Annotated in this window: 24 protein-coding genes; 11 read left to right on the forward strand and 13 right to left on the reverse strand. The window is 71.2% G+C overall.

Annotated features, from left to right (window positions below; genetic code table 11):
- Window positions 1-82: 82 nt before the first annotated feature.
- A complete protein-coding gene (locus tag V2J85_RS03460) occupies window positions 83-448 on the reverse strand; it encodes a MerR family transcriptional regulator (protein WP_261953160.1) in 366 nt (121 codons plus the stop codon).
- Window positions 449-555: 107 nt separating this feature from the next.
- On the opposite strand from V2J85_RS03460, the gene V2J85_RS03465 reads away from it, so the two are divergent.
- Window positions 556-1,065: a hypothetical protein gene (locus tag V2J85_RS03465; RefSeq protein WP_410011186.1), complete on the forward strand. Its 510-nt coding sequence runs from the start codon at window positions 556-558 to the stop codon at window positions 1,063-1,065.
- Here V2J85_RS03465 and V2J85_RS03470 read toward each other — a convergent pair.
- From V2J85_RS03470 to V2J85_RS03485, 4 genes are all read right to left on the reverse strand, one after another.
- Window positions 1,026-2,636: an amidase family protein gene (locus tag V2J85_RS03470; protein WP_261953158.1), complete on the reverse strand. Its 1,611-nt coding sequence runs from the start codon at window positions 2,634-2,636 to the stop codon at window positions 1,026-1,028. The genes V2J85_RS03465 and V2J85_RS03470 overlap by 40 nt on opposite strands.
- 179 nt (window positions 2,637-2,815) lie before the next feature.
- Window positions 2,816-3,190, reverse strand: coding sequence for a hypothetical protein (locus tag V2J85_RS03475; protein WP_261953157.1), 375 nt, complete (start codon window positions 3,188-3,190; stop codon window positions 2,816-2,818).
- Window positions 3,191-3,440: 250 nt separating this feature from the next.
- Window positions 3,441-4,202 (reverse strand): MerR family transcriptional regulator, encoded by a 762-nt coding sequence (locus tag V2J85_RS03480; RefSeq protein ID WP_330820584.1) that lies wholly within the window; start codon window positions 4,200-4,202, stop codon window positions 3,441-3,443.
- A gap of 241 nt (window positions 4,203-4,443) precedes the next feature.
- Complete coding sequence (locus V2J85_RS03485; RefSeq protein ID WP_261953155.1) at window positions 4,444-5,007, reverse strand: Type-2Aa cytolytic delta-endotoxin; 564 nt, start codon at window positions 5,005-5,007, stop codon at window positions 4,444-4,446.
- 181 nt (window positions 5,008-5,188) lie between these two features.
- Between V2J85_RS03485 and V2J85_RS03490 the strand changes: the two genes are divergently transcribed.
- Together V2J85_RS03490 and V2J85_RS03495 are read left to right on the forward strand one after the other, a co-directional pair.
- A complete protein-coding gene (locus tag V2J85_RS03490; RefSeq protein WP_330820585.1) occupies window positions 5,189-5,707 on the forward strand; it encodes a VanZ family protein in 519 nt (172 codons plus the stop codon).
- A 129-nt stretch (window positions 5,708-5,836) separates the two neighbouring features.
- Entirely contained in the window at window positions 5,837-6,658 is an 822-nt protein-coding gene (locus V2J85_RS03495) for a peptidoglycan-binding protein (protein ID WP_261953153.1), read from the forward strand.
- Between the two features lie 124 nt (window positions 6,659-6,782).
- Here the strand turns inward: V2J85_RS03495 and ggt are convergent, their stop codons facing one another.
- On the reverse strand, window positions 6,783-8,678 hold the full coding sequence (ggt, locus tag V2J85_RS03500) for a gamma-glutamyltransferase (protein WP_261953152.1): 1,896 nt from the start codon (window positions 8,676-8,678) through the stop codon (window positions 6,783-6,785).
- A gap of 494 nt (window positions 8,679-9,172) precedes the next feature.
- On the opposite strand from ggt, the gene V2J85_RS03505 reads away from it, so the two are divergent.
- Together V2J85_RS03505 and V2J85_RS03510 are read left to right on the forward strand one after the other, a co-directional pair.
- Window positions 9,173-9,991: a DUF6424 family protein gene (locus V2J85_RS03505; protein ID WP_261953151.1), complete on the forward strand. Its 819-nt coding sequence runs from the start codon at window positions 9,173-9,175 to the stop codon at window positions 9,989-9,991.
- A 102-nt stretch (window positions 9,992-10,093) separates the two neighbouring features.
- Complete coding sequence (locus tag V2J85_RS03510; protein WP_330820586.1) at window positions 10,094-10,657, forward strand: glycoside hydrolase family 25 protein; 564 nt, start codon at window positions 10,094-10,096, stop codon at window positions 10,655-10,657.
- On the opposite strand, the gene V2J85_RS03515 is transcribed toward V2J85_RS03510, so the two are convergent.
- Together V2J85_RS03515 and V2J85_RS03520 are read right to left on the reverse strand one after the other, a co-directional pair.
- Complete coding sequence (locus V2J85_RS03515) at window positions 10,650-12,221, reverse strand: esterase/lipase family protein (protein ID WP_330820587.1); 1,572 nt, start codon at window positions 12,219-12,221, stop codon at window positions 10,650-10,652. The two genes, V2J85_RS03510 and V2J85_RS03515, sit on opposite strands and share 8 nt — an antisense overlap.
- 197 nt (window positions 12,222-12,418) lie before the next feature.
- Window positions 12,419-13,222 carry a LysR family substrate-binding domain-containing protein gene (locus tag V2J85_RS03520; protein ID WP_330820588.1) on the reverse strand — a complete coding sequence of 268 codons (804 nt, stop codon included), beginning with the start codon at window positions 13,220-13,222 and terminating at the stop codon, window positions 12,419-12,421.
- Window positions 13,223-13,281: 59 nt separating this feature from the next.
- Between V2J85_RS03520 and V2J85_RS03525 the strand changes: the two genes are divergently transcribed.
- On the forward strand, window positions 13,282-13,674 hold the full coding sequence (locus V2J85_RS03525) for a DUF5997 family protein (RefSeq protein WP_261953147.1): 393 nt from the start codon (window positions 13,282-13,284) through the stop codon (window positions 13,672-13,674).
- Between the two features lie 150 nt (window positions 13,675-13,824).
- On the opposite strand, the gene V2J85_RS03530 is transcribed toward V2J85_RS03525, so the two are convergent.
- Entirely contained in the window at window positions 13,825-14,748 is a 924-nt protein-coding gene (locus V2J85_RS03530; protein WP_261953146.1) for a hypothetical protein, read from the reverse strand.
- Window positions 14,749-14,959: 211 nt separating this feature from the next.
- Window positions 14,960-15,367 carry a DUF3224 domain-containing protein gene (locus tag V2J85_RS03535; protein WP_261953145.1) on the reverse strand — a complete coding sequence of 136 codons (408 nt, stop codon included), beginning with the start codon at window positions 15,365-15,367 and terminating at the stop codon, window positions 14,960-14,962.
- Window positions 15,368-15,484: 117 nt separating this feature from the next.
- On the opposite strand from V2J85_RS03535, the gene V2J85_RS03540 reads away from it, so the two are divergent.
- From V2J85_RS03540 to eccCb, 5 genes are all read left to right on the forward strand, one after another.
- Window positions 15,485-16,495: a helix-turn-helix transcriptional regulator gene (locus V2J85_RS03540; protein ID WP_261953144.1), complete on the forward strand. Its 1,011-nt coding sequence runs from the start codon at window positions 15,485-15,487 to the stop codon at window positions 16,493-16,495.
- A gap of 112 nt (window positions 16,496-16,607) precedes the next feature.
- Window positions 16,608-17,297 carry an LPXTG cell wall anchor domain-containing protein gene (locus V2J85_RS03545; protein ID WP_330820589.1) on the forward strand — a complete coding sequence of 230 codons (690 nt, stop codon included), beginning with the start codon at window positions 16,608-16,610 and terminating at the stop codon, window positions 17,295-17,297.
- 229 nt (window positions 17,298-17,526) lie between these two features.
- The gene (locus V2J85_RS03550; RefSeq protein ID WP_330820590.1) at window positions 17,527-17,679 is read left to right on the forward strand and encodes a hypothetical protein; all 153 of its coding nucleotides are present in this window, start codon (window positions 17,527-17,529) and stop codon (window positions 17,677-17,679) included.
- A gap of 163 nt (window positions 17,680-17,842) precedes the next feature.
- Window positions 17,843-18,298, forward strand: coding sequence for a hypothetical protein (locus V2J85_RS03555; protein WP_330820591.1), 456 nt, complete (start codon window positions 17,843-17,845; stop codon window positions 18,296-18,298).
- Window positions 18,299-18,349: 51 nt separating this feature from the next.
- Window positions 18,350-22,699 carry a type VII secretion protein EccCb gene (gene eccCb / locus V2J85_RS03560; RefSeq protein WP_330820592.1) on the forward strand — a complete coding sequence of 1,450 codons (4,350 nt, stop codon included), beginning with the start codon at window positions 18,350-18,352 and terminating at the stop codon, window positions 22,697-22,699.
- 48 nt (window positions 22,700-22,747) lie between these two features.
- On the opposite strand, the gene V2J85_RS03565 is transcribed toward eccCb, so the two are convergent.
- From V2J85_RS03565 to V2J85_RS03575, 3 genes are read right to left on the reverse strand one after another with little or no spacing between them, the layout of a single operon-like run.
- Window positions 22,748-23,467, reverse strand: coding sequence for a hypothetical protein (locus tag V2J85_RS03565; RefSeq protein WP_261953140.1), 720 nt, complete (start codon window positions 23,465-23,467; stop codon window positions 22,748-22,750).
- Complete coding sequence (locus V2J85_RS03570) at window positions 23,464-24,630, reverse strand: FAD-dependent oxidoreductase (protein WP_330820593.1); 1,167 nt, start codon at window positions 24,628-24,630, stop codon at window positions 23,464-23,466. The genes V2J85_RS03565 and V2J85_RS03570 overlap by 4 nt, the downstream gene beginning before the upstream one ends.
- The gene (locus tag V2J85_RS03575; RefSeq protein WP_261953138.1) at window positions 24,627-26,648 is read right to left on the reverse strand and encodes a LodA/GoxA family CTQ-dependent oxidase; all 2,022 of its coding nucleotides are present in this window, start codon (window positions 26,646-26,648) and stop codon (window positions 24,627-24,629) included. Before V2J85_RS03575 ends, V2J85_RS03570 begins: the two co-directional genes overlap by 4 nt.
- Between the last annotated feature and the right edge of the window lie 122 nt (window positions 26,649-26,770).

The raw sequence follows: 26,770 nt of genomic DNA on the forward strand, positions 1-26,770 counted from the left end.
GCGGCAGTTGGCCGTCAGTGGTCAGATCCGGCCATCATAGGAGCCGCGGCACGGAGTCGACCATGGAATTCCTGCGCGGCGCTCAGCCGGCCGGCCCGGCCGCCCGGAGCGGGCAGCCGGTGCCGACGCGGGCGTCGAGGTCGGCGCGCAGAGCGGCGAGTTCGGCCATCCGGGCATCGATGAGGGCGATCTTCTCCGCGAACAGCTCGGACAGTGCCTCCGCGGAGTCCGGTGCGTCGCGCAGTTCCTCGCCGAGCCGGCCGATCTCCGCGAGGGAGAAGCCGAGCGTCTGCGCGGTGCGGACGTAGAGCAGCCAGGCCACGGTCTCGGGCGGGAAGTCGCGGTAGCCGTTGGGCAGCCGCCGGCCGGTGACGAGCCCGAGCTTCTCGTAGAAGCGGATGGTGTCCTTGGTCATGCCCGCCTGCGCGGCCAGTTCCCCGATGAGCATGACTCCCCGTCAGGTCGTGGGCTTGACCTTGGAGCCTACTCCACCCTTTAGCGTGCGGCGACGCCGTCGTGAGGCCGCGTTCTGAGACCTCGTCATGGGACCAGGTCATGAGAACAACAGGAGTCGCCGTGACACCCCTTGCCGCCCCGTCCCGCCCGTCCTATCTGCGCGTGGTGCGCGCGAGTGCCTGGTACGACCTCGTGGTCACGGCGGGGTTCGCGACCCCGTGGACGTACACGCTGGTGCATGGCGCGCTGTCGTCGTGGGGCGCCGCGCTCGGGCTGGGCGCCATGCCGGCCCGCGAACCGATGCAGACCCTGTTCGCGAACCTGATGGGTTCGGTCGTGGTCGTCTGGGCCCTGCTGCGCGTGGTCAGGCCGCTGCCGGTGCACGGACTCTACGACGCCGCCGCGCGCACGCTGTTCGCTTCCTGGCAGGCGTACGCGCTGGTCCACGGGGCCCCGCGGGTGCTGTGGCCGTTCTTCCTCGTCGAGGTGGCGTTCGGCGTGGTCCAGCTCGTGCCGTGGTGGCGCAACCGCCGTGCCCTGCCCGCACCGGAGCGGCGTCCTCGGTCCGCTCACCCCCGGGAGCTGTCCGGGCCCACCGACGGCAGGTAGCGCGGCGCTCGCCAGGCGTGCAGACGGTGCTCCACCGCGGCCCCGAGCGACAGCAGCTCGGCGTCCTGGTGACCGCCGGCCATCAGGAGCAGGCCGACCGGTAGCTCGTCGACGAATCCGGCGGGCACCGACAGGGACGGGTAGCCGGCCACGGCCGCGGGGGTGGAGGACGGGATCACGTCGTTGTCGCCCCGCGCACAATCGGTCGTCCAGGCGGGCGGGTTCGTCGGCGCGGCGATGGCGTCCAGGTGGTGGGCGGCCATCGTCTCGTCGAGGGAACGCCGGGACAGGTCCGTCAACTCGGCGCGCCGCGCCCGGTATCCGGGGTCGGTGGTGGGCGGCGCGGCGAGCGCCCGCTCGAACAGTTCCTGGCCGGCGAAGCAGCTGCGTTCCGCCGGGTGGTCGCGGTCGAACTCGATGAGCCGGGCGAGGTTCCGCGGCCCGTGGCGGGTGGCGAGATAGGCGTCGATGTCCCGGTGGAACTCGCTGAACAGCGCCGGGAATTCGAGCTCGGCGAGCCGGCCCTGGTACGGCGGCGTCACCTCGACGACCACGGCTCCCGCGGTGCGCAGCCTCTTCGCCGTACGGGTCATCAGGGCGTCGACCCGCGGCCCGAGCGAGGGCAACCGCCACAGACCGATCCGCTTACCGCGCAGACCGCCGGGTCCGCCGGAGCGGCCGGGCACGCCGCGGCGCACGCCGCCGTCGCCGCTGAGCGCCGCGAGGGTGAGCGCGACATCGGTCACGTTGCGCGCCATGGGCCCGGCGGTGTCCTGCTCGGCGGAGATCGGCACCACGCCGGCCTGGCTGACCAGCCCGAGGGTGGGCTTGTGGCCGACCACCCCGTTCATCCCGGCGGGGCAGACGATCGAGCCGTCCGTTTCGGTGCCGATCGCCACCTGCGACAACGACGCGGCGAGCGCGGCGGCTGAACCGGCGGACGACCCGCACGGGTTCCGGTCCAGGACGTACGGGTTGTGGGTCTGCCCGCCCACCGCCGACCACCCCGATGTCGGCTTCTGCGCGCGGAAGTTCGCCCACTCGGAGAGGTTGGTCTTGCCGAGGATCACCGCTCCCGCGGCCCGCAACCGGGTCACCAGGGCGGCATCGCGGTCCGGCGGGGTCCCGGCGAGCGCGAGCGAGCCGGCCGTCGTCGGCATGTCGTGGGTGTCCACGTTGTCCTTGAGCAGGACGGGGATGCCGTCGAGCGGGCCGCGCGCGGTGCCGTGCCGGTGCCTGGCGTCACTGGCGGCCGCCTGGCGCAGGGCCGTCGGGTCGGTACGCAGCACCGCGTGGATCGTGGGGTCGACGGTCGCGATCCGCCGCAGATAGGCCCGGGTCAGCGCGGCCGAGGTCAGCGAACCGTCCGCCATGCGCGCCTGTAACTCCGGGATGGTCACGGTGTCGAGGTGATCGAGCCCTGGTGCGGCGGACGAACGCCCCGGGTCTGCCGTGGAGTTGGAGCCGTGCGCGGTGGTGGCGGCTTCGGCCCGTGGCTGCGGGGCCCCTGACAGGACGAGGGCTCCGGCACCCAGGGCGGCGAGCAGCGTGACGATGCTCCTGTTTCTCATGAGCGGTGGCTTTCCCATGAGGGGCAGCGGACTACATCCCGGCGATCCGCCGCAAGAGGGCGTCGGGGCGTGTGCGCCGTGCCGTGCGGACGTGGGGGCCGGACCTCTTTGGAGAGGTCCGGCCCCCACGGAACGCATGGGCGCAGTAAGGCAGTTACCGCAGTGCGGCGGTCAACGCACTACGGGCGGACGAGGAGGATCGAGTTGATCGGTGTCAGGTCCTTGTCGATGTAGTAGCCGGCCCAGAGGTAACCCTGGCAGTCCCCCGTCCCGTTGTAGCCGGTGCAGGTGCGGGCCGTCGCGCCGCCGGTCTGGTTGTTCAGGACGTAGTGCTGCCCCACCTGGTTGCTGAGGTTGTGGGGCCCGTAGCTGTAGAAGGCGAGGGACGGGCGGTCGCCGTTCCACCCGGCGTTCTGCGGGTAGACGCAGACCGCCCCGGACGGACAGCCGTGCAGGCTGCCCGCGGCCTGGGCGGCGTTGGCGCCGGTCGCACCGACCGTGGCCAGCGCACCGACGGCGAACACCAGCGCGGCGGCTTTGGTGATCTTTCGCATGGTTCTCCCCCTGATGGTCTGGTCCGCGTGACCGCTGCACAGGAACCCGGCGGCATGCGGCGCGAGGTGCCGTACGACGGTCGCGACAGGATTTTTCACCAGATGCCGCGGTCGCACCATCTATTCGATCTGGGGCGAAATCGGCGGCGGAAAGGGGTGACGTGTGGTACTCGCGACGGGCCGGTCAGAGCCGCCGCGGTGGGTGCGCGCCGCCCACCACGACCGCCCACTCCACGACAGCCCCTCCGGCTCAGTTGTGGCGGGTGGTGGCGTACACCTCGATGGCGTCGCGCTGGTACGCGGCCAGGCCCGGCGCGATCGCCTCGTATGCGGCACGCCACTGCTCGTTCTCCACACAGGCGCGTCCGATGGCCCGGTGCTCCTCGGGCGAGACCTCGCGGATCCCGGCCAGGGTCCGGTACTGGGCGTCGATGTGCGCCTGGACCGTGTCGGAGTCGACGGGCTCACCGGCGGCCATCAGCTCGGCCAGCCGGACCATCTGTGCGGTACGCGCCCGGTGCCCGGCCTCGACCTCGGCCTCGGTCATCGTCGACGTGTACCGCTCGACCTCCGCGGCCAGCTCCGGGAACTCCCGCAGGTTCGGTCCGTACTGGTCGGGCCGGACGCCCTCGAAGAGGTTCTCCGGTCGGTTGATGCCGGTCATGGGGGTACCGTCCGTTCTGGACCGCTCCAGTTCGGTGATCGTGCGGGCGACGGTGCCGGCCAGGGCGTCGAGCCGGTCGCGCTCGGCGAGCAGCCGGCGGTGATGACCGCGCAGCGCCTGGAGCTCGTCGACCTGCTCGGCCAGGATCCGGCCGATCTCGATCAGCCCCAGGCCGAGCGCCCGCAGCACGAGGATCTGCTGCAGCCGCAGCAACTGCCGCTCCTCGTAGTAGCGGTGGCCGTTCGTGCCGATCCGGGCCGGCGGCAGCAGGCCGATCTCGTCGTAGTGCCGCAGCGTCCGGGCCGTCACGCCCGACATCCGGGCCACCTCCGCGGTCGGCCAGGCCATCGCCGCCTCCCTCACGAGTGCTTCACCAGGGCCGGCCTTTCCGGCCCTGGTCGGAACGGTAGAAGCTGCCGCTGCGGCAGCTTCAAGTCCGGCGGGTGAATGCCTTTTCTCAGGACTTCGGGGAGTACCCGGCACCTCGGGTGACGGTGGGCGGTACGCGGCCGATCCCGGCCCGACCGCCCGAGGAACCGGGGCATGGCGCCACGCCCCGGCCCCCGGTTGTGGTCGGGTGCCGACGGGGTCAGCCGAGGTGCTGGAGCGCCTGGCGCACCCCGAGGGCGTTCAGCCGGATCGTGAAGCGCGCCGTGTCGTCGAGGGTGAGCGCGCGGGCCTTCCCGGCGTCCGGCACGAGGGTCACGTCGGCGCAGAGGGCGACGGCGTGGACGAAGCCCTCGGTCTCCTCGTCCTGGAGCGCGAACAGCAGGTTGCAGGAGTAGCTGGTGCCGTCGGTGACCTCCCCGCCGAGGAACGCGTCGGCGAGCGCCGCCTCGGTCTTTTCCCAGAAGGCCGGGTTACCGAAGGACTGCCCCAGTCCCTGGCGGACGGTCTCCCTGAGGGAGAGCACCATGACGCCGACCGGGGCGGTCTCCTGGAGTCCCCAGCCGGGGATGATCTTGACCGTCGCGCTGTCGGGGAGCGTCCCCGCCGCGCGGCTGATCGCGCCGAGGTCGTGACCCTCGGTCGCCTGGCCGGCGATCGCGTGCTGGAAGGTGTCGGCGATGCGCTGTGTCTGCGCCAGGGCGTCGGGGCCCACTTCGAAGACCGTCCGGAAGGTGGTCTTCTCAGCGGTGGGCTGGTCGGCCATGACTGCTCCTCATCTGCGGGAATGAACACGTCGCGCCGACGGGCAAGTATGCCGACCGGGCCGCCCGGCGGCCCCGCCCCGTCCTTCCCCGCACCCGATCCGCCGGTCGCCCCAGCGGGCCGGTCGCCCCTCCACGCGACATGGGAGAGCCGTCCTTCGACACGCCCGGTTACGGTTTCGCATGCCTTTCTTCGCTATTGCCCTGACCTTCGGTGTGGTCGGCGGCGGTCTCACCTACGCAGTCGCCAAGGCCCACCTCGGCCGTCACCCCGGGCGGCCGGTTCTTCTGGGCTTGGTGTGGGTGTGGGCCGCCGGTGTCGTCAGCCTTACCTTCGGTACCCGGTCGGGCGGCGGCCAGGCCGTGAATATCGCCCTGCTCGATGTCGGCAATCCGGCCGACATCGTTGATTTCCTCTTGAACATGGCGCTGTTCCTGCCCGGCGGAGTCCTTTTCGCCGCGCTGGGCTGCCGGTGGTTCACGGCCGGTCTCTTCGGCTTCTCCGGATCCCTCGCCATAGAGACGACGCAGTACCTCGTCCATTCCGGGCGGACCTCGGACCTCAACGATCTGTTGTCCAACACTCTGGGTTGCCTCGTCGGCTTCGCCCTCGCGGCACTGGTCGGCACCGCCGTCGGCCGGTCCCCGGAACCGTCCACGACCGTGGAACCGTCAACGACCGCGGATCTCACCAGTGGCTGAACCCCATGGCCGGTACCAGACTTGAACTGAACGTGGGTCATCACCGCATGAGCAATCACCACGTGCGAATCACCCGTCAGCGATCCCTCTGCGAGTCCGATCATGGCCGATATCTGGATGCCCCAGGCTATGAGAGCGGACCTCGGTGACCATGCCCCGTGTGATCCCGGGTTCCCGCCGAAAGCCGTTGCGCACATCACCGCCGACCGTGAGGCCACGGCGGCGGCTCCGCAGGATCTCCTGCCGTTCGACAGTCTGCAGAATTTCTTCACGCACGCCGGGAAAGACAAAGCCCCTCATCTCCTGTGGAACCCGTTCACCGGGCAGTTCGCCCAGTTCTTCCCGGCCACGTCCCGGAGCAAGGCGCTGCGCGACCTGACCGGCGGCACCCGTACCAATCGTGCGGGCAAGGTCGTCATCCAGATCGAGGCGCTGTTCTTCCCGCACTGCCGGGTGAACGGTCAGGTCTTCACGGCGCTGGCCGAGACCCCTTGCAAAGGCTGGGCGGAACTCCATGCCTGGGTGCGGTCCTGGGGAGTGCCGGACACCTGGCCCATGGGGCCGCCGACCGATTTCACCGTGCATCACTCCGCGAGCATCTGGCAGTCCCGGGGCGGCTGGTACGCGCACGCACATGTGCCGGAGAACGACCACGTCGACCCCGGCTCGTGGCCGCTCTTCACGCGGCAGGCGGCGGCAACCGAGCCGTTCCCCGGCCCGGACTTCTTCCACACCGGCCAGAGATCTCCGGTCATCGCGGCCATGCACGGCCGGCTGATCGCCGAGGGCTGCGACCGGTATCCGCCCGGGGACCGGATCGACGTCTGGGAATCCGGAGACGTGATGTCCTACGCGGCGTGGCAGGAGAAAGCGGGCCTTTCCGGTGCCGATGCCGACGGAATTCCCGGTGAGACCAGCTGGGACCGGCTTCGCGTGCCCCACCCCGTCTGACGTGCGGCCGCTCAACTGACCTGAGTCCACAGCCCGTTGGGCCCGCGGCTGCCGTAGCCGCGGGCCCAACGGGTGAGGAGGACGGTCGGGGCCCGGTGTGGTCGGGGCCCCGGTGTCGTCGGGCCTAGTGGGCGGCTCCCGCCGCACCAGCCGACTTGTGGAGCACCATCGCGGACCCGCCGCCCCGGCGCTTCGGTTCGGCGACCGCCTGGGTCCGGCCGTCGCGGAGGAACTCCAGGGCGGCCACGGCACCGATCTCCGGTGACGGTGTGAACGTCTTCGGTGCCTCGACGAAGTGCTGGCCGAGCCGTTCCAGGGCCGCGCGCTCAGGGGACTTGAGGAACGCCGGTTCCGCCTCGGTGTCCGGGCGGTTGCGCTGCGAGATCCGCGGTGCGGCGACCGCTTCGGGCAGGGTCATCCCCAGGTCGATGCGGTTGACCAGGGTCTGCAGCACGGTCGTGATGATCGTGGCGCCTCCGGGCGAACCGACGGCGAAGCGCGGCTTGCCGTCCTTCAGGACGATCACCGGGGACATGCTGCTGCGCGGCCGCTTGCCGGGGCCGGGCAGGTTGGGGTCGGGCACGTCCTTGGCGAGCGGCGTGAAGTCGAAGTCGGTCAGCTCGTTGTTGAGCAGGAAGCCGCGGCCGGGCACGGTGATCGCGGAGCCGCCGGTCTGCTCGATGGTGAGGGTGTACGACACCACGTTGCCCCAGCGGTCGGACGCCACCAGGTGCGTGGTCGAGGGGCCTTCGTACGGCTCGTGGTTGCCGGACCCCTTGGTGCAGCCGTTGCCCGGATGCCGCGGGTCCGCGGGCGCGACCGGGCTGGTCAGGGTGCTGGTCGGCTTGATCAGGCAGGCCCGTTCCTTGGCGAACTTCTTCGCCATCAGCTCCTTGGTGGGCACGTCGGAGAAGGCCGGGTCGCCCACCCACCGGTTGCGGTCGGCGAACGCGATCCGGCTGGCTTCGAGGTAGTGGTGGAGCGCCTGGACCCGGTCGGCCGCGGAGAGGTGGAAGTTCCCCAGGATGTTGAGGGCCTCGCCGACGGTGGTGCCGCCGGACGACGAGGGCGCCATGGAGTAGACGTCGAGGCCGCGGTAGGTGGTGTGGGTCGGGTCGCGGCGCAGTGCGGTGTACTTCGCGAGGTCACCGGCCGCCATCAGGCCGGGGCGGATCTTCGCGTCGGCGCCCGGGGCCACCGGCGGGTGCTGGACGGTCCGGACGACATCGCGGCCGATGGCGCCCCGGTAGAGCGCGTCCATGCCCTCGCGGGAGAGTTGCCGGTACGTACGGGCGAGGTCCGGGTTGCGGAAGCGGGAACCGACGACCGGGAGTTTGCCGTGCGGCAGGAAGAGCTTCGCGGTGGAGGAGATCTTCCGGAAGCGCTCCTCGTTCATCTCCGTCTGGGCGCGGAATTCCTCGTTGACGACGAAACCGTCCTCGGCGAGCCGCGTCGCGGGCCGCAGGGCCTTGGCCGGGGAGAGCGTTCCCCAGTCGCGCAGCGCCTTCCGCCAGGTCGCCGGCGTTCCCGGAACACCCACGGACAGACCGGAGTTGACGGCCTCGGGGAACGGGATCGGCTTGCCCGTCGAAGGATCGACGAACGCGTCGGACTTCATGCGGGCCGGCGCGGTCTCCCGGCCGTCGATGGTGCTGACCTTGCCGGTACGGGCGTTGTAGTACGTGAAGTAGCCACCGCCCCCGATGCCCGCCGAGTACGGCTCGACGACGCCCAGGGCCGCGGCGGTGGCGACCGCGGCGTCGACGGCGTTGCCGCCGTGCCGCAGCACTTCGATGCCGGCCCGGGAGGCGTAGGGGTTGACGCTGGAGACGGCGCCGCCACTGCCGGTGGCGACGGACTCCTTGGCAGGCGGCCTGAGTCCGGTTTCCGAACCGGCCAACGCGGCACGGGGCGCGGACCCGGTGCCCGGCTGGGCACCTGCGCTGAGGGAGAAGACGAGGGGAACGGCGACCGCGACAGCTGATGTGGCGGCGACCACGACACGACGACGGACAGGCAAGACGCCTCCGGGGATCTCTCGACGAGGGGTGAGATTGCCGAAACCCTGACAGCGGTTGATCAGCGCAGCAACGCCTGAGGGCAATAATTGCGCTTCTTCTGAGGTTCCCGCCCGGTAACCACACCAACTACGCCACGTGCATCAACGGCACCGACTGCACCGGCCACTACGGGACTACGCCACGGGAGGCAGGGAAGCGCCTCCGGCATTCCGGTCGAAATCCCGCCCGAGAGCCGCAGCGGTACTCCTCGCCGCATACCGGAAGTACCGGCTCCGCGCACCCCCGCCACCCCGCGCACCGGCACCGGGCCAGGGGTAGCATCGCGAGAGAGCAGGGAATTTCAGAAGCATCGTCGGATCGAGGAGTTCGAGGCGCTCACGGCTTCAACTTTCGCCCCGTCGAAGTGAGCTGAGCCAGTCCATGGAGCGGGACTGAGGGTGCTTCCGGGTGTTGTTGAAGCCCTATGTATCGGGTTTTCGACAAGGAGATCGTCATGAACAGCCCGGCACGGTCACACCCGGAACACGAAGACTTCCCCTGGACCATATCCGTCGCCGACCACCCACCGCGCACCGACAGTGCACAATACAAAGCCAGTCGCAAGCTGATGCGTGAGCTCGTCGACACGACGGATGACTGGACGTTCGCCCCCGGCCCGTACCAGGACCACCACGGCGGCGGAGTCTGGGTCAAGGACGGCGACGGCTGGATCTGCCTGTTCCTCCCGCTCGGCATCGAGTGGTCGGCGCAATTCTGCGCGGACCCCGCGAAGGTGGACCGCGTGCGCCAGTGCGCGGCCCGGGTGGTCAGCGCGTTCCCGGACACCCTGCCCGGTTACGCGAGCTTCGGCTACGACGACGGCGAGCGCCTCCTCGGCACCGCCATAAAGAATGCCGACCAGGTGTCCGAGTGGACGGACTCGATATTCAACGCCTCGGTGCCACTGCCCGCCGGTACCCATTCCGGGGTGCTCCCGAAAGCCGCCGGATACCACCATTACCCGAAGCCGATCGTGGACATCGACCACTTCCGCCATGACGACTTCGAGCTGTTCGTCACCGACGAGAAGGGCTTCTCGGTGGCGGTCGTACCGGTCTCGCCACGCGGCTCCGGAGACGGCCGGGTGCGCGTCCTCGCGGCCCACCCCAGCTCGGCCTACGCCGAGCGCCTGGTCACGCCGAGCCCGGCCGCCGCACCCCGGTCCGCCGCCGCGGACGCGGAGCCCGAAGCGCGGGCCGAGGACTGGAAGGGCGCCGTCCTTCCCGCCGACAGCCCCCTGGCGCGGCAGGCGTTCCGCCGGCAGGGCGGCTGACGGTCCCACGACCGGCACCCGTCCACCGCACCACGCGCCCGCGCACGTCCACATGCCCCTCACCATGCGCCCCTCGCCATGGGCCCTCACAGGGAACCGATCATGACCATCAAAGGAATCGATGTCTCGTCATTCCAGTCGGAGCAGTACCGGACCGCCGGCTCCGACTTCGTGTTCATCAAAGTCACCGAAGGGACCAGCTTCACGAACAAGAAATGGGTCGCCCAGCGGAAGACCGCCCGCGACGCCGGACTGGTGACCGGGTTCTACCATTTCGGCCGCCCCGGCTCCGTCTCGGACCAGGTCGATTTCTTCCTCTCCAAAATCGATCTGGTGGCGGGGGACGTCCTCGTCCTCGACTGGGAGGATCCGGGCGTCTCGAGCGCCTGGAAGGACAGCTGGCTCAAGGAGGTCCGGCAGCGCGCCACCGGCCACAAGGTGATCCTCTACTGCAACCGGGATTTCTGGCTGCACCGTGACAAGTCCGCGTTCGCCGGGGACGGCCTGTGGATCGCCCAGTACAACGGCCGGCCCGGTAAGCCCGATATCCAGCACCCGTGGCTCTTCCACCAATTCACCGATCGCCCGATCGATACGAGCATGGGGAACTTCCAGGACAAAGCGGCGCTGAAGCAGTGGTCCTCGTCCGTCGTGCAGCTCAGCTGACGCGGCTGACGGTGAGCCGGAGACAGGATTCGGCGCCGAGAAGAGGACGGGCCGGCTCGGGCAGCGCGATGTCGGTGTGCAATTCTCCGTCCTCGGCGGTCAGGGAACACGGGTCACTTCTGATCGGATCGACGCGATCGACCTCACCCGCGACCTCCGAGTTCCACGCGGCCCAGGCCTGAAGTCCGGAATCCGGCGCCTGATCAGGGTGGCCGACGTCCACGATGAGTGTGTCCTCCCAGTCGGCCACCTGCTCCAAATGGTCCTCCCAGAAGAACCGGCCGCTCCTTTCGACGAGGTGGAACACCCGGAGCCCCAACGTGTAGCGCGAGCGGTTCGGTGACTGGTTCTCGCTGCGCGCGCGGGCGCGCTCCGGGTCGAGGAGGAATGCGGTGGCCAGCGGGACCGGGGCGACCTGACCGTCCGCATCGGCGTGCTGGACGGCTTCCTGGTTCAGTTGAATCGGGCAGTAATGCGCCGCGGTCTGTTCGTGCAGCAGCACCGGCAGCCCGCGGACCGACAGCCGCGCCTCCGCCTGCCAGACCGTCTCCGCAGCACCGGGGCGCCAGCGCAGGGCGAGATGGCACAGGTCGACCCGGACCTGGTACTTCCCGAAGAGGAAACGGCGCAGATTCTGGTACCCCTCCTCGGAGTTCACCAGTCCGTAGCGTCCCGAGTGGGAGCGGTGGACGTAGGCCCGGTGCGCCTGGTGCACATAGGCGTGGTCGATGTGCACCAGGCCGTCACTGCGCGGGCCGACGGCCTTCTCGACCAGTCCGTAATCGGCGGCGTTGGTACCGACGAGGCAGAACACCCGCTTCGCGTCGAAGGCGGAATCCGGGATGTGCTGCGGCTGCCAGCCGGCGGGGGGCTCCTCGCCGTCGGACGCCCCGGGCGTGAGATAGGTGTACATCCGGGCCGGGGCGAACATCTCCGATCCGGCCGGCCCGAACGTCTCCATCGCCCAGTCGACCAGTCCCCCGCCGACGTCGAAGGAAATACCCCCGTGCGGCGTGCCGTAGGTGAAGAATTTGTCCACCAGCTCGGCACCGGGAACGCGCGGTGCGCCCGAGCTCGGATCCGCGGTGTGGGACACCTTCTGGATCATGCAGCGGGCCACCAGGCCCCCCATCGAATGGGCCACCAGATGGACCTTGACCGCGCCGGTCTTCCGGCGGACGAGCTGCACGAAGTCGTACAGCCGCTCCGCCGCCCTTTCCAGGTCGAACGTCTCCGGGGCCGCCGCCACGGAGGTGCCGAAGGTGGAGGCGGCGTAGTCGTAGAACCGGAACACCCAGACGGACTCGGCCGGGATCGTACCGTCGTCCTGCGCTTCGAGATACGCATGCTGATCGCCGCGCACCAGGAGCTCGTAGTCCTCGTCGATCATCAGCCGCAGCAGCGGCCCCTCGAACTGGTAGAAGCACGGCGCACCGTCACCGTCCACGCGGATGTGGGTGGCGCCGCTGTTGAGCCCGTAGAACGGGTCGTCGACCTGCTTGTCCACCCCGCTGGGCGGACCGGCGTACCCACGCAGATAGATGAGGGGCGATCGCTCCGTCATGGGAGAGCACCTTCCCGGGGCAAACCTCTACCGAGGCGCACGCCCTGCGGAGGCACCTGTCCTCCCGCTGCGGCCGGCGCGCGGTGAACCGCTGACCAGGCCAGCTTCCGGGCCCACCACGGCGCGCGCCAGCCCGGCGGGGCCAGCCGGGTCGTCCAGGGCCCGGCGGCCGCGTACGAGGAGGGTGCGGGGCCGCGCTAGGAGCGGCGGCGCGGTTTGCCGCTCCGGCCGCTCTTGCCGCCCTGAGGGCCGCCGGAGCCGCGGCGCCGACCGGCGCCGGCCGACCTGCCGCCCGCCTTGCCGGCCGACGCACCGGCGGCGGGCTTACGCCGGGCGCCGCCCGCCTCGGCACGCTTGGTCTTCGGCGACTGTTCGGGGGCGGCAGCCGGGCGCCGGCCGCGGGAGCTGTTGACCGTGCGCCCGCGAACGATCCCGATGAAGTCCTCGACCATGTCGGTCGTGGCGTCCTGCGGCCACGACAGCGCGACCCGGGACTCGGGAGTGTCCGATACCGGCCGGTAGGTAAGGTCCTTGCGGTGGTGCAGGCGGGCGAGGGACTGCGGGACGACGAGGAGCCCCACCCCCGCCGCCACCAGCTCGATGGCGTCCGCCGTGGTGGCGGGCCGCTCGAACGCGGGCAGGCCCGGCGGACGCTCCCAGTCGAGGGTGTCGTCGAGGGGGTGCAGCACGATCTCGTCGGCGAGGTCCTCGGCGCTGATCTCGTCGACCGCCGCCACGAGGTGGTCCTTGGGGATCACGACCACCGTGGTCTCGGTGTAGAGCGGGATCGCGGCCAGGTCCGTGCGGTCGACCGGCAGACGCACGAAACCCGCGTCGGCCTCGCCGCTCCGCAGCACGTCGAAGGCGTCGGCGGCGGGCACCTGGACCAGGGTGAGGGGGATGTCGGGCAGCCGCTCGTTCCAGATCCGCACCCACTTCGTGGGGGTCACTCCCGGGACGTAGGCGAGCCGGAACGAAGGGGATGCTTCCGAGCCTGTCACGTCGCCAGCGTAACCGGTCGTGGTCGGCGGTAGTGCATACGCTCGATATCCTTGGCTGCATGACGTCGCACCAAACCACCCAGACGATGAAGCCCGCCACCGCGGCGAAGAAGCTGGGTGTGTACCTCGAGGCCACCCCCGCCGAGTTCCAGGAGGGCGTCGTCTCGCGCGCCGAGCTGAACGCCCTGCAGGCCGATCCGCCCGAGTGGCTGCGGGAGCTGCGCCGCAACGGCCCGCACCCCCGGCCGGTGGTCGCGGCGAAGCTGGGCGTCTCGATCTCGGGTCTCGCCCGTGGCGGCATCACCGAGGCGCTCACCACGGAGCAGATCGACGCGCTGAAGGAGGAGCGTCCCGAGTGGCTGGAGCGGGAGCGCGCCACCCAGGCCGAGGTCCGCAAGGAAGCGCAGCGGGTCAAGGAGAAGCGCCTCAAGGACGAGAAGAAGCAGGCCTGAGGCCTGCCCAGAGGGCCTGACCCGCCCTTTCGCGGGTCGCCCCGCCCACCTGTCCGCACCCGTTCCGCACGGCGCCCAGCAGGGCGTCCCCGGCGGTCCGGGTGCGGTTTTTCGTGCTCGCCCCGTGGAAGCTCGACTCCCCCAGGCGCGTCAGGCGACCCGCACCGTGACGATGCGGCCGGAGGCCTCGACGACGAACAGCTCGTGGCGCGGGTCGTGGGCGCCGAAGCCGAGGGGCACGCGGACGCTGGTGGGCATCCGCAGCCCGCTCACCAGGACGCAGGACCGGCCCGTGGCCGGGTCCACCCGGAGGAGTTCGCCGTCGCGGAAGGACGCCACGACCAGATCACCCCGGAACGCCGTGAGGTCGTCCAGCAGCTTGGCGTCCCAGGGGTGCGGGCTCAGCTCGGTGACCGTGGTGTGGCGGGCCGGGTCCTTCAGCGGGATGCGGACGATCGGCGACGCGGTGCTGGTGAGGACGCTCGCGTACAGCTGGTCGCCGACGATCTCCAGGCCGTTGGTGCCGAAGACGGAGGCGGCCCGCGACCACCGCTCGTCCTCGGTCCCGTCCGGACGGAACTTCCGGACCCCGGTGGCCAGTTCGCGGCTGACGTAGAGGTTGCCGGCGGCATCGATGGCCAGGCCGTTGATGCCGGACAGCCCGTCCACGACCTTCTCGGGACTGGGGTGGGCGGCGGCCGGGTCGAAGCGCAGGATGCCGCTGCCCAAACCCGCGGTCAGGGGATTCACGCCGTAGTTGACGTACATGAGGCCGTCCGGTCCGCGCCGGATCCCGCCGGGCCCGTTGACCGGGAGGGTGGCCTTGAGCGTGCCGTCGGGTGCGTAGCCCTCGACCCGGTGCCGGGTGACGTGGGAGACCCACAGGGTGCCGTGCCCGTCGAAGGCCAGGTTCTCCCGCCAGTCCAGGAGCGGTATGCCGCCCGGCCGGAAGACCTCGATGTGCGTCCGCGCACCGCACGGCTGCGCCGTCGTGGCCCCCGGTGCGTGCCGCCCGGACGCCGCCGCCGGCGGTTGCGCACCGCCGAGCAGCAGCCCGGACAACAGCGCCGTCACCGCAACCGCCGCGCTCCCCCGACGCCCCATCCCCGCTGCCTCCCGCTCGCCGCTCGCCCGCTCGTTGTTCGCCGCTTGCCGCTTGTCGCTGCCGCGCTTCGTGCGCCAAGTCTGCTTTCTGAACGAGGAGTTAGGGAGGGCGTTTCCGGCACATGGTGGTGTCCGGTAATCACCGGTGCGGCGAGCCGGCCCTCGCCCCGGCGGCCCGCGGTCAGCCCAGGTCGTAGCGGAAGGTGTACGCGACGGAGGGGGCACCCGGCGTGGCGGTGTAGCTGCCGGTCCCGCTCAGCCCGGTCAGCTCTCCGGTGGCCGCGCCCGGTACGACCTCGAAGGTGCAGTGCACGGTCCCGTCGGGCTCGAACGAACCGCGCTCCTCGACCACGAAGGTGCCCTCGCGTCCGTCGAGCCGGCCGGCCAGCAGCTGCATGCCGGTGAAGGTGCCGGTCTTCTCCGTGACGTAGACGATGGTGTACTCGCAGTCGGTGTCGGCGGCCTCGATGCCGCCGGAGTAGGCGTTGGTGACGGAGGCGTGGGCGAGCTTCGGGCTCGTCTCGCGCCGGCCGACCGTCCGCTCCTCCCAGTTGGCGAAGGTGAAGTGGCCGGTGGTCTGCGTGGGCATGGTGGTCCTCTCGGTCGGCCGCCGGCACGGGCTCGTGCGGGCGGTGGATGACCAGCATCGGACCCGTACCTGACACCTTCTGTCAGGTACGGCGAAGGACCACGGGACAATGTCCCCATGCGCGCCGACCGGCTCCTCTCCCTGCTGTTGCTGCTCCAGAATCGCGGGCGGATGACCGCTCCCGAACTCGCCGCGGAGCTGGAGGTGTCGGTCCGTACGGTCTACCGGGACATCGAGGCGCTGATCACGTCGGGCGTCCCGGTCTGCGTCGACCGCGGGCCCGCCGGCGGGTACCGCCTGATGGACGGGTACCGCACCCGGCTGACCGGGCTCACCGACGCCGAGGCGGGCGCGCTGTTCCTCGCCGGAATGCCGGGACCGGCGCGCGATCTGGGCCTCGGGGCGGTGCTGGCGACCGCTCAGCTCAAGTTGCAGGCCGCGCTGCCGGCGGAGGCGGCGGACAGCTCCCGGCGCATCCAGGACCGGTTCCACCTGGACGCACCGGCCTGGTTCCGGGACGCCGATCCGGTGCCGCATCTGGCCCCGGTCGCCCAGGCGGTGTGGGAACAGCGCACGCTCCGGGCGCACTACCGGCGTTGGGGCGGTGAGGTGCACCGGGAGCTGCACCCGCTCGGCATCGTCCTCAAGGGCGGGCTCTGGTACCTGGCGGCGCGGGCGGACGGGACGGTGCGGACGTACCGGGTGTCGCGGTTCCTGTCGGTGGATCTCACCGGCGAGGTCTTCGAGCGGCCGGCCGGGTTCGATCTGGCCGCCTATTGGGAGGAGTCCTCCCGGCGGCTGGCGGCCGCGCTCCACCAGGGCACGGCCCGGCTGCGGATCTCCCCCCGGGCGCAGCGGCTGCTGCCCATGCAGTTCGGCGCGCTCGGCAGCCGGGCCCTGGAGAGCGCCGGGCCGCCGGACGGGGACGGCTGGGTCGAGGTGGAGATGGCGGTCGAGGGGGAGGCCGTGGCGGTGAGCGATCTCCTCAGGCTGGGCGCGGAGGCGGAGGTGCTGGGCCCGCCCGCGCTGCGGGAGGCGATGGCCCGGGCCGTGGCCGCACTGGCGGAGCGCTACTCCACGGCGTCCGCTGGCGCCGTACCCAATTGTTATGCGGGACCAATGGGATGAGTGAGGCACCTGATGGCATAAGTGACGTGCGGCTCCTTGACGGGTTCCCGAGGTCGACAGGAAGCTGAGCCGCCCCCCACGGCAACGTTCCCCTTTCACCGATGGAATGCCCATGCGCCCGCTTGTTTTCGCAGGCTCGCTCACGGCCGCCGTGGCCGCGGCCCTGCTGACCGCCCCTTCCGCTTACGCCGCTCCCCCCGGCGACAACGGCACCGTGAAGATCCACGACGCCAAGACCGGCGTGGACCTCCGCAAGAACGAGCCGCACGTCTGCACCTTCTACCTCGACTCCTTCGGCTTCGACGGTGCCCAGCAGGTCGAGTGGCACATCGAGGCCTGGGCCCCGACCGCCCACAGCAAGGGGGAGACGGTCACGTCCGGCTCCCTGACGCTGGACGGCGAGGGCCACGGCCGGACGCAGGACCTGTCCCTGCCCGACGGCCACTACAAGCTGTTCTGGAACTTCGCCGGCGAGCACGGCAAGGCCAAGCACAAGGTCTTCTGGACCGACTGCAAGGACGCCGCCGGGCCCGGCGCCGGCAAGCCGTCGGCGTCCGCCTCCGCGGGCGGGCCGGCGGCGAAGCCGAGCGCCTCGCCGACCTCCTCCGCCCCCGCGGGCACCGCCCCGACGTCCTCGGCTTCCGCGTCCGCCGCGCCGTCGCCGTCGCGCTCCGCGCAGGGCGGCGACCTGGCCGAGACCGGTAACGGCGCGCCCGTCGGCCTGCTGTCGACCGCCGCGGCCCTGCTCGTGGCGGGCGGCGGCTACCTGGTGTTCCGCCGCCGCAAGGCGCAGCAGCACTGATCCCGCCGGTGCTCCGGTGCCCCTGGTCGTGCCCCCGCGCGGGGACGGCCAGGGGCCCGAGCGGCGTTGTCAGTGGCGGCCGTCAGCTTGTGACCATGAACGAGGTTCCCGGCGACGACCGCCGCTTCCCGCCCGCGCTCGCCGAGGTGGCCGACGTCGAGTTCGACTCGGGGACCCGTCCGGCTTCCTGTGGGTGCCGGCCGACGGCGTCGGGCCGATGGAGGCCGTGATGGACGACCGCGCGTCCCGCCCGGACGCCGCGTTGACCGCCCTCGCCGAGCGCTACGCCACGACCCGGCGCCGGCCGGCCCGGCAGATCACCGACGAGGCCGAGGCGGAGTTCCCGACCTTCTCCGCCGACCTCGGCGCACTCTGCCGCTGAGTCCGGGGCGGCGTACCCCGCAGGGGGCGGACCACGGGTACCGCCTCCGCTCCGCCACCGCGTCTTCTCAACCTCCTTGACCTGCAACCATGTTGGGTCACTCACGCGTCTCACACGGCGCTGCTGCTGCCTCTAGAATCCGCAGCAACGAGAAGGGTGGCTCATGACGATCACGGGGGACGTCACCGTCGTCGTGCACGACGAGGACGCCGATGCGCAGGAACTGGACGAACTGACGCGAGGGCTCCTGGAGGAGTTGCTGGCGCTGGATCTGCCCGATGTGGCGCGCGGGCAGGAGCCCGGGGCGGTGGGCGGCAAGAGCGGGGTGTTGTCGTCGCTCACGACACTGGTGGTCAGCGGAGGGTTCTCGGTCGCCGCGCTGCGGTCCCTGACGCTCGTGGTGCGGGAGTGGATCAAGCGCAGCGGGGCCCGCAAGGCCGTGCTGGTCAGCGGGGAGCGGCGGTTGGAGATCGAGGGGGTCTCGAAGAAGACGCAGGAGGCGGTGGTGGATGCCTGGATCCAGGCCCTGGCCGCCGACGACGGGTCCGGCGCGGGCACCGCACCGACGTCGGAACCGCCGGCACCGGCGGCCCTGGAGGGGTCGGCGGGAGGCGCCTGATGGTCCGTCACCATGCTGTCGGCCGGGCGGCGGTGAGCGCGGGAGGTTCGGGTGGGTGAACGGCGTGCCCTGCTCATCGCCACCGAGCGCTATCTCGACGACACGCTCCCTCAGCTGCGTTCGCCGGTGCACGACGCCCGGAAGCTGGCCGCGCTCCTCGAGGACCCCGACGTCGGGCAGTTCGATTCCGTCCAGGTGCTGGTCGACGAGTCGAAGGCCGTCATCGAGGAGGCCGTCGAGCGGCTCTTCCAGGCCCGCGGGGTCGACCTCGCCCTGGTCTATCTGTCCTGCCACGGGCTGAAGGACGGCCGCGGCCGGCTGCACTTCGCGACCGTCAGGTCCAGCCGTGAGATGGTCCGGGCCAGCTCGGTCTCGGCGGAGTTCATCAAGGAGTCGATGGAGTACAGCCGGGCCAAACAGAAGATCGCCCTGCTGGACTGCTGCTTCTCCGGTGCGTTCGGTGCGTCCAAGGGTGGTGCGGACACCGAGGACATCCCCCGGCAGTTCGTCGACCGCGGCAGCTATGTGATCACCGCGGCCAACTCCGTCCAGGAGGCCCTGGAGGACGAGACCCCGGGGGCCGGCGCGGCCGAGTGGAGCTCGGTCTTCACCCGCGCGGTGATCGACGGCCTCACCACGGGCCGGGCGGACCTCGACGAGGACGGCTGGGTCACGGCGCAGGAGCTGTACCAGTACGTGGCCGAGGTGGTCGCCCGTACCCATGAGCAGAAGCCGACGTTCTTCGGCAGCGACATCCAGGGCGGCAACCGGCTGCGACTGTCGAAGGCGGCCGCGCACGCGCACCGGCCGTTCCCGAGCCTCACCGAGACCGAGGGCCCGTCTCCCCTGACCACGCTGGACCAGTTGCTGCCGCCGCTGACGGTGACCGAGGAGCGCGGGCTGTCGGCGGTGGACTGGCGGGACAGCGGCCGCCTGATCACCCCGGTCGGCCGGTCGCACCGCACGGAGGGCCGCCGGGTCCGCACCCACTGCGTGGACCTGTCCGGAGGTGCCGGACACGTCGCGGTGGCCGGTGGTCCGCGCAGCGGCAAGACGCTGCTGCTGCAGACCCTGGTGACGTCACTGGCCCTGACGCACACCCCGCACGAGGTCGAGTTCCACTGCCTCGACTTCGGCGGCGGCGGACTGCGCCGGCTGACGCATCTGCCGCACGTCCGCGGCATCGCCCACCGGCAGAACCCCGACGAGGTGCACCGCATGGTGGCGCACGCCGTCTGGCTCAACACCCTGCGGGAGAACCAGTTCGGGCAGCTGCCGTCGATCGACTCCATCGAGGCGTACCGCGGTGCGCGGGCCCGCGGCGAACTCTCCGACCAGCCGGTGGGCGATCTGTTCCTGCTGGTCGACGGCTGGCCGGAGTTCGCCGACAACTTCCAGGACCTCGCGGTGGCGCTGCGGGGCATCGGGGCGACGAGCCTGCGGCACGGTGTGCACCTCGCGGTGACCACACCGCACTGGTCGGCCCTGCCCAAGTCGCTGCTCGACGTGATGCTGACCCGCTTCGAGCTGGCGCTCAGCTCCCCCGACGATTCCCTCGTCCACCCGGAGCCGGCCGCGCGGCTGACCCCGGCGACCCCCGGGGTGGCCCTGTGCACCGACCGGGCCGAGAAGCGGTACGTGCACATCGCCCTGCCCCGGACGGACGGCCTCACCACCGTGGACGATCTGGCGACGGCGGCCGCCGCGCTCGGGCAGCAGGCCCGCGGCGGCTGGTCGCGGTCGGCGGCCGACGACATCGCGCCGCCCGTTTCCCGCGTCACGGACCAGCTCGATTTCACCCAGCTGATGGGGATCGGCGATCCCGGGACGTTCGACGCCGCCCAGGCGTGGCGGCCGCGCACCGCGCAGGAGCGGCTGCGGGTGCCGATCGGCATCGGGCCGGACGGGCAGCCGGCCGTGCTGGACCTCAAGGAGGCGGCGCAGGGCGGGATGGGCCCGCACGGGCTGTGCGTCGGCTCGACCGGCTCCGGCAAGTCCGAGCTGCTGCGCACCCTGGTGCTGGCGCTGGCGGTCACGCACTCCTCGGAGAACCTCAACTTCATCCTGGCGGACTTCAAGGGCGGCGCGACCTTCGCCGGCATGTCGCTGCTGCCGCACGTCGCGGCCGTGATCACCAATCTCGCCGATGACATGGCGCTGATCGACCGGATGCGGGATGCGATCACCGGCGAACTCCAGCGCCGCCAGGAGCTGTTGCGGGACGCCGGCAACTACCCCAACGTCACCGCCTACGAGAACGCCCGGGCCGCCGGCGCGCCTCTGATGCCGCTGCCCTCCCTCGTCCTGGTGGTCGACGAGTTCAGCGAACTGCTCACCGCGAAGCCCGACTTCATCGAGATGTTCATCCAGATCGGCCGGATCGGCCGCTCCCTGGGCGTGCACATGCTGCTCGCCTCGCAGCGGCTGGAAGAGGGCAAGCTGCGCGGCCTGGACACCTATCTGTCGTACCGGATCGGGCTGCGGACGTTCTCCGCCGCGGAGTCACGGGCCGCGATCGGCGTTCCGGACGCCTACCACCTGCCGAGCGCGCCGGGGTCCGGCCTCCTCCGGCACGACGGCGACGCCATGGCACGTTTCAAGGCCGCGTACGTCTCCGGCGTCTACCGGGCTCCCGGTCGTGCGGCCGAGCATCCGGATGCGCTCGCCGACACCGTCCTGGACGTGCTGGTGCAGCGGATGGACGGCCGGGGGCCGGCGGCGCACCAGGTGTGGCTGCCGCCGCTGGACGAGTCGCCGACGGTCGACCAGCTGCTGCCGCCGCTCGCGGTGACGCCCGCACGGGGCCTGCACGCGGACGGGTTCGCCCCCAGCGCACTCGTGGTGCCCGCGGGGGTGGTGGACAAGCCGTACGAGCAACGGCGCGACGTGCGGTACCTGGACTTCTCCGGCGCGGCCGGCCACGGGCTGTTCGTCGGTGGCCCCCAGTCCGGCAAGTCGACCGCGCTGCGCTCGGTGATCGCCGCGTTCGCCCTCACCCACACTCCGCGTGAAGTGCAGTTCTACGGCGTCGACTTCGGGGGCGGCGGGTTGCTCGACGTCGAGGGCCTGCCGCATGTCGGTACGGTCGCCTCCCGGCTGGACCCCGACAAGGTGCGGCGGACGATCTCCGAGGTCGCCGGCATCCTCGACCGCCGTGAGGAGTTCTTCCGCTCGCACTCCCTCGACTCCATGGTCACCTACCGCAAGCGCCGGGCCGCCGGGCACTTCCCCGACGAGGCGTACGGCGACGTGTTCCTGGTGATCGACGGCTGGTCGTCGTTCCGGTCCGACCACGACGAGCTGGAGTCCGCCGTCCTCGACATCGCCGGCCGCGGCCTCGGTCTGGGCGTCCACCTCCTCCTCGGCGCCAACCGGCACACCGAGGTGCGGCCCGCGCTGCGCGATCTGCTGCTCAACCGGGTGGAACTGCGCCTGGGCGACCCGCTGGAGTCGGAGGTCGACCGCCGGCAGGCCGAGAACGTGCCGATCGGGCGGCCCGGCCGTGGTCTGTCGCCCGACCGGGACCACTTCCTCGCCGCGCTGCCGCGGCTGGACGGCCGCCCCGACCCCGACACGCTCGGGGAGGCCCTGGCGGAGCTGGTGAACGCGGTGCGCACGCACTGGAACGGGCCGACCGCGCCGAAGGTCCGCATGCTGCCGGCCCTGCTCCCGGTCGATGCGCTGCCGCAGCCGGGCGACGGCCCCGCCACCGGCATCCCGTTCGCCCTCGACGAGACCACGCTCGCCCCGGTGCACCTCGACTTCGAGACCGATCCGCTGCTGGTCGTCTACGGCGAGAGCGAGTCCGGCAAGTCGTCGCTGCTGCGGCTGCTGGCCCGGCAGATCGCCGAGCGCCACCCGGCGGAGCGGGCCCTGCTGGTCGTCGCCGACTACCGCCGGTCCCTCCTGGGCGACATCCCGGACAGTCATATCTCCCACTACTGCGGTATGGCGCCCCAGTTGAAGGAGGTGATCGCCGGCCTCGCCGGTTCGCTGAGCCGCCGGATGCCCGGGCCGGACGTCACCCCCGAGCAGTTGCGCAAGCGCAGCTGGTACGACCTGCCGGACGCCTACGTGTTCGTCGACGACTACGACCTGGTGGCGACGAGCAGCGGCAACCCGCTGCAGCCATTGCTGGAATACCTGCCGTTCGCGCGCGATCTGGGGCTGCGGCTGATCCTGGCGCGCAGTTCCTCGGGCGCCGGCCGGGCGTCGTTCGAGCCCGTGATGCAGCGCACCCTCGAACTGGGCGCGCAGGGGCTGCTGTTGGCCGGCGACCCGGGTGAGGGGCACCTGGTCGGCAACCACCGCGCGCGCCACCTCCCGCCGGGGCGGGCACTGTTCGTCAACCGCAAGCGGGAGGCACGGCTGGTCCAGACGGCCTGGTCCCCGCCCGCCTGAGGAAGCCCGGGCCGCGAGGGGTCGCGGCCCGGGCACCTGTGGGGTCGGTCAGCTGTTGAGGCTGGTGTGGTTCCACCAGCCCTGGCGGCCCACGGTGAAGTCGACGTTCGTGCCGTTCCCGTTGAGCTTGCCCTGGTACTGCTGGCCCTTCTTCAGCGGGCTCTCGATGAGCTTGTCGTGCGCGTCCTTGATCGACTCGATGACGAAGGTCGGGACCTTCTTCAGGGTCGCCGGGTCGATGGCCGACGCGGGGCTGATGGTGACCGCCTCGTCCCAGTTCGGGCGGGCCGCGAGCTGGTGCGCGAGGTGGATCTCGTCGCCCTCACCGAACATCAGGTAGGTGAGGTACTCGGGGTAGGGGAGGTCGCCGAGCTTGCGGAAGTAGCGGACGTCCTCCTTCTTGCACTCGACCTCGGTCTCGGTCGTCGTCATCTGCTGGAAGTCACGCTTCCCGTCCTTGTCGACGACGACCCGCTCCAGGTGGACCCGGAAGACCTTGCCCTGCTGGAGCTCCGGGAGCTCGAAGTGGTGCGGACAGCGCAGGGAGTAGAAGACCCGCTCGCTCTCGTGCTGCGCCAGGTCCTTGAGGTACATGTCGCGCAGCTCACCGCTGTCCTTGATGGTGAAGGTGAAGACCGCCTGGTAGTTGTGGCCGGACTGCGGGTTGTACAGCGCCAGGTGGTAGAAGAACAGGTTCTTCTTGCCGAGGATCAGGAAGCGGTGGATGTGCTCGTGGCCGGCGTGGCCGGCTTCGGGGGTGGTGCTCATGGTGAGGTCCTGCCTTTCGTGTGGGGGGTGTTCGGGTGGGGGGCTTCCGGGTGGGAGTGGTGCTGCCGTCGGGCCCAGAAGGGGCGGTCGGGCCAGCGGGTTTCCCGGGCGTGCACGACGCGGTGGTCGTGCCGGTAGGCGGAACGGGCCGTGGCGACCTGCGCCGCGTACCCGGCCAGTGCCGTCCGGTCGCCGTGGAGCCGGGCGTCGACCGCCCGGCCCGCACTCAGCCCGGTGTAGAGGGCGGTGAGGATGCCCTGGGAGCTGAGCGGGTCGAAGGCGGCCGCCGCGTCACCGGCGGCCGTCCAGCCGTCGCCGTGCACCCGGTTCAGATGGGCGGTGTGCGCGGCGGCCCGGCGGGGTGGCGGAAGGTGGGTGAGCCCGTGCGGGCGGGCCCGGCCGGCGACGTGCCGGGTGGCCAGCAGCCGGTCCCGGAACCGCTCGGCGCCGTGCCCGCCCGCGACCGGCAGGTCGGGGTCGGTGAAATAGGCGACCAGCCGGTGCCGGGAGGGCAGCAGGGCCGTGTACCACCAGCCGTCCTGGTCGGACTCGACCAGGGAACGGCCGTCGGCGGTGTGCTGCGGGGCCGGGTCCAGGGTCAGGTGGAGGGCGGTCAGCCGGTCCCCGGTCCGCCGCCGGGCGCCGGCGCGGACGGCGATCGCCGCACCCCGCCCGGTGGCGTCCACCACCCAGCGGCAGCGGACCGTGCGTTCCTCGTCCCCGCGGGAGCGGTCGCGCAGGGCGAGCCGCCAGGTGCCGTCCGGTTGCCGGGCGGGGCGCCGTACGGCGGTGCGTTCGGCGAGGTCGGCGCCGGCCGCGCGGGCGGCGGCGCGCAGCCGCCGGTCGAACAGCGCGCGGTCGAGGTGCCAGCCGTGCCCGTACGGGTCGTGGAGGAAGTCCACGGCGTGCAGTTCGGCCGAGCCCCAGGCGGAGAGGTTGCCGTGGCAGGGCAGATGGCCGGTGCCCAGGACGGTTCGGTCGACGCCGAGGTCGGCGAGGAGCAGCCGCGCCACGGGGACCAGCGCCTCACCGGCCTTGGGCGGTCCGGTACCGGCGTCGGCCAGCAGGACCGTGCGCCCGGCCCGTACGAGGGCCAGCGCGGCCGCGCAGCCTGCCGGACCGCCGCCCGCCACCACGACGTCGTAGGCGGGCGCGGGGCTCACGGGGAGCCGTGCAGGGGGTCGAGCTTCTCCAGGTATCCGGCGGCGATCGCCGTCTCGTCGTGGCCGGTGGCCTCCTTGACCTCCTGGACCGCCTGCTGCACCAGCATGGCGGAGACGGACCGGGCGTCGACCTCGCCGGTCCAGGCGTCGGCCGCGCCGGCCAGTTGGGGCACGCCCGCCTCGGGCACCTGGATGTTGATGAGGTTGGCGTGGTCGGGGGCCGGCGGGTATCCGGGCTCGGACTCCACCTGGATGTAGCGGGGGAACTTGCCGTCCGCCACGGTGTATTCGTGGGTCTCGACGATGCCGAACTTGTACCAGTCGTCGATCATCTGCCGCCGCTGCTTGTCGAAGTCGGTGCCCTGCAGGCCGCGCAGCCACACCGCCCGGTTCTCGAACGCCTTCTCCCGGGCGCTGTCGTCACCACCGGTCGGTTTGGTGTTGACGATGGTGAAGTCGGACTTCTTGAGCACGTGGTTGGGCATCTGGGCGGGCCAGAAGGTGGGCAGGTAGGGGCTGTAGCGGGGGCCGAGCCCGGACCGCACCTGGTAGCCGGAGCGGCAGCTCGCGGTGTCGCACTGCCAGGGGGCGGCCATCCAGCGGGTCAGGTCGCCGGGGCCCTGGGCGTACAGCGGCCCGTCCTTGCTCAGGACGTCCTGGAGGCTGAGCACGTCACCGTAGTCGCGTTCGGGGTTCTCCTGCGTGCGGTGCAGGATGCGGAACGGCTCGGAGTACATGGTCTTGTGGCGCACCGGCCAGGTGACCTCGCAGCCCGGGTGGAAGGCGTCGGCGGCGCAGTTCTCCAGCGCGCCCCGGTCCAGCAGGGCCGGCTGTTCGGTGACCGGCGCCTGGTCGACGTCCGGGTAGCCGGTGCGGGGCGGGCCGGAGGTGAAGTGTCCCTCGGCCCACAGGGCCAGCAGCCGGTCCTGCTCGGCGGAGAGCGTGATGTGCTGGCGGACGGAGGTGGGTTTGCCGCTGGACATGGCGTCGCCGTAGAGCCACGGCCAGGGCAGCGGCGAGGTGCCGTCCCGCTCGTAGTCGCGCATGTGGACGTAGACCTGGCGGCGGAGTTCGTCGCTGGACCTGCCGGGGTCGGCGAGCCGCTTGCGCAGGACCGGGTCGAGGAAGTCGTAGGGGCCCTGCCAGCCGAACTGGGTGGCGAAGCCGTGGTTGACCCACTGCAGTTCGCAGAAGCGGCGCAGGATGGGTTCGATGTGGTCCGGGTACGAGACCTCCTGCACGACGTCCAGCGTCTGCTCGGCGACGAACACGTCGTGCAGCACGTCGTAGAGGGTGCGGACGGTCTTCACGCCGGGGGCGTAGTGCGGCGGCGCGACCACGACCCAGCCGGGGGTGGCGGGCTTGGTGACACCGTTGAAGGTGACCTCGGCGGTGACCGGGCCGTCGGAGACGTCGTCGTACCAGGTGTCGTTGTTGGCGACACCGGAGATGGGCTTCTCCGGGGTGGCGTAGGACGCCGACTTGCCGACGCCGCCGACGACCACGAGGCGACCGTCCGGCTGGGTGGACATGGACCCCAGGGAGACCGGCTTGTCCATGATCTTGCCGTCGAAGGTGGCGGTCTCCTGCGCGGAGGCGCGGATGTCCTTGCGGCCGGGGTCGATGACGAGTTTCTTCCGGTCCGCGCCCTTGACGTCGAAATTGCGACGGCGCCGCTGGGTGTCCGGCAGGGCGGTGGCTTCGGGAATGTCGAGCGGAATGTGGAACTGGTACCAGGCGGACTTCTTGTTGGCGAGGTGTACGGACCATTTGATTTCCGTGACGCCGTCCTGGCCCTGTTTGAGCTCCTTGACGACCTGCCCCTGTGCGTTGTAGCCGTAGAGACGGAATCGTGCGGCCTGGCGGATGACCTTGCCCGAGCCGTCCTTGTACGAGCCGGCCGGCAGCGCCGGCTGATCCGGGGATTCCGGGCCGATGTAGTACTGCTGGTCGCTGTTGCCCACCCGGGCTATGCCGATGGCAGGGTGAATCTTGATTTGTACGATCTTATTGTCCATGGAAGAGCCTTCGTTCGGGTGGGGCCACAAATGCCCACCGACGACTCAACCGTAGGAACACCTCGCCTCGGACCGCGCCCGCAAGGCGTCACAATGAGTGCACGCATTCACTCCTTCAGCCG

The sequence above is a fragment of the Streptomyces bugieae genome (assembly GCF_036352915.1).
Taxonomy (GTDB): Bacteria; Actinomycetota; Actinomycetes; order Streptomycetales; family Streptomycetaceae; genus Streptomyces; species Streptomyces endophytica.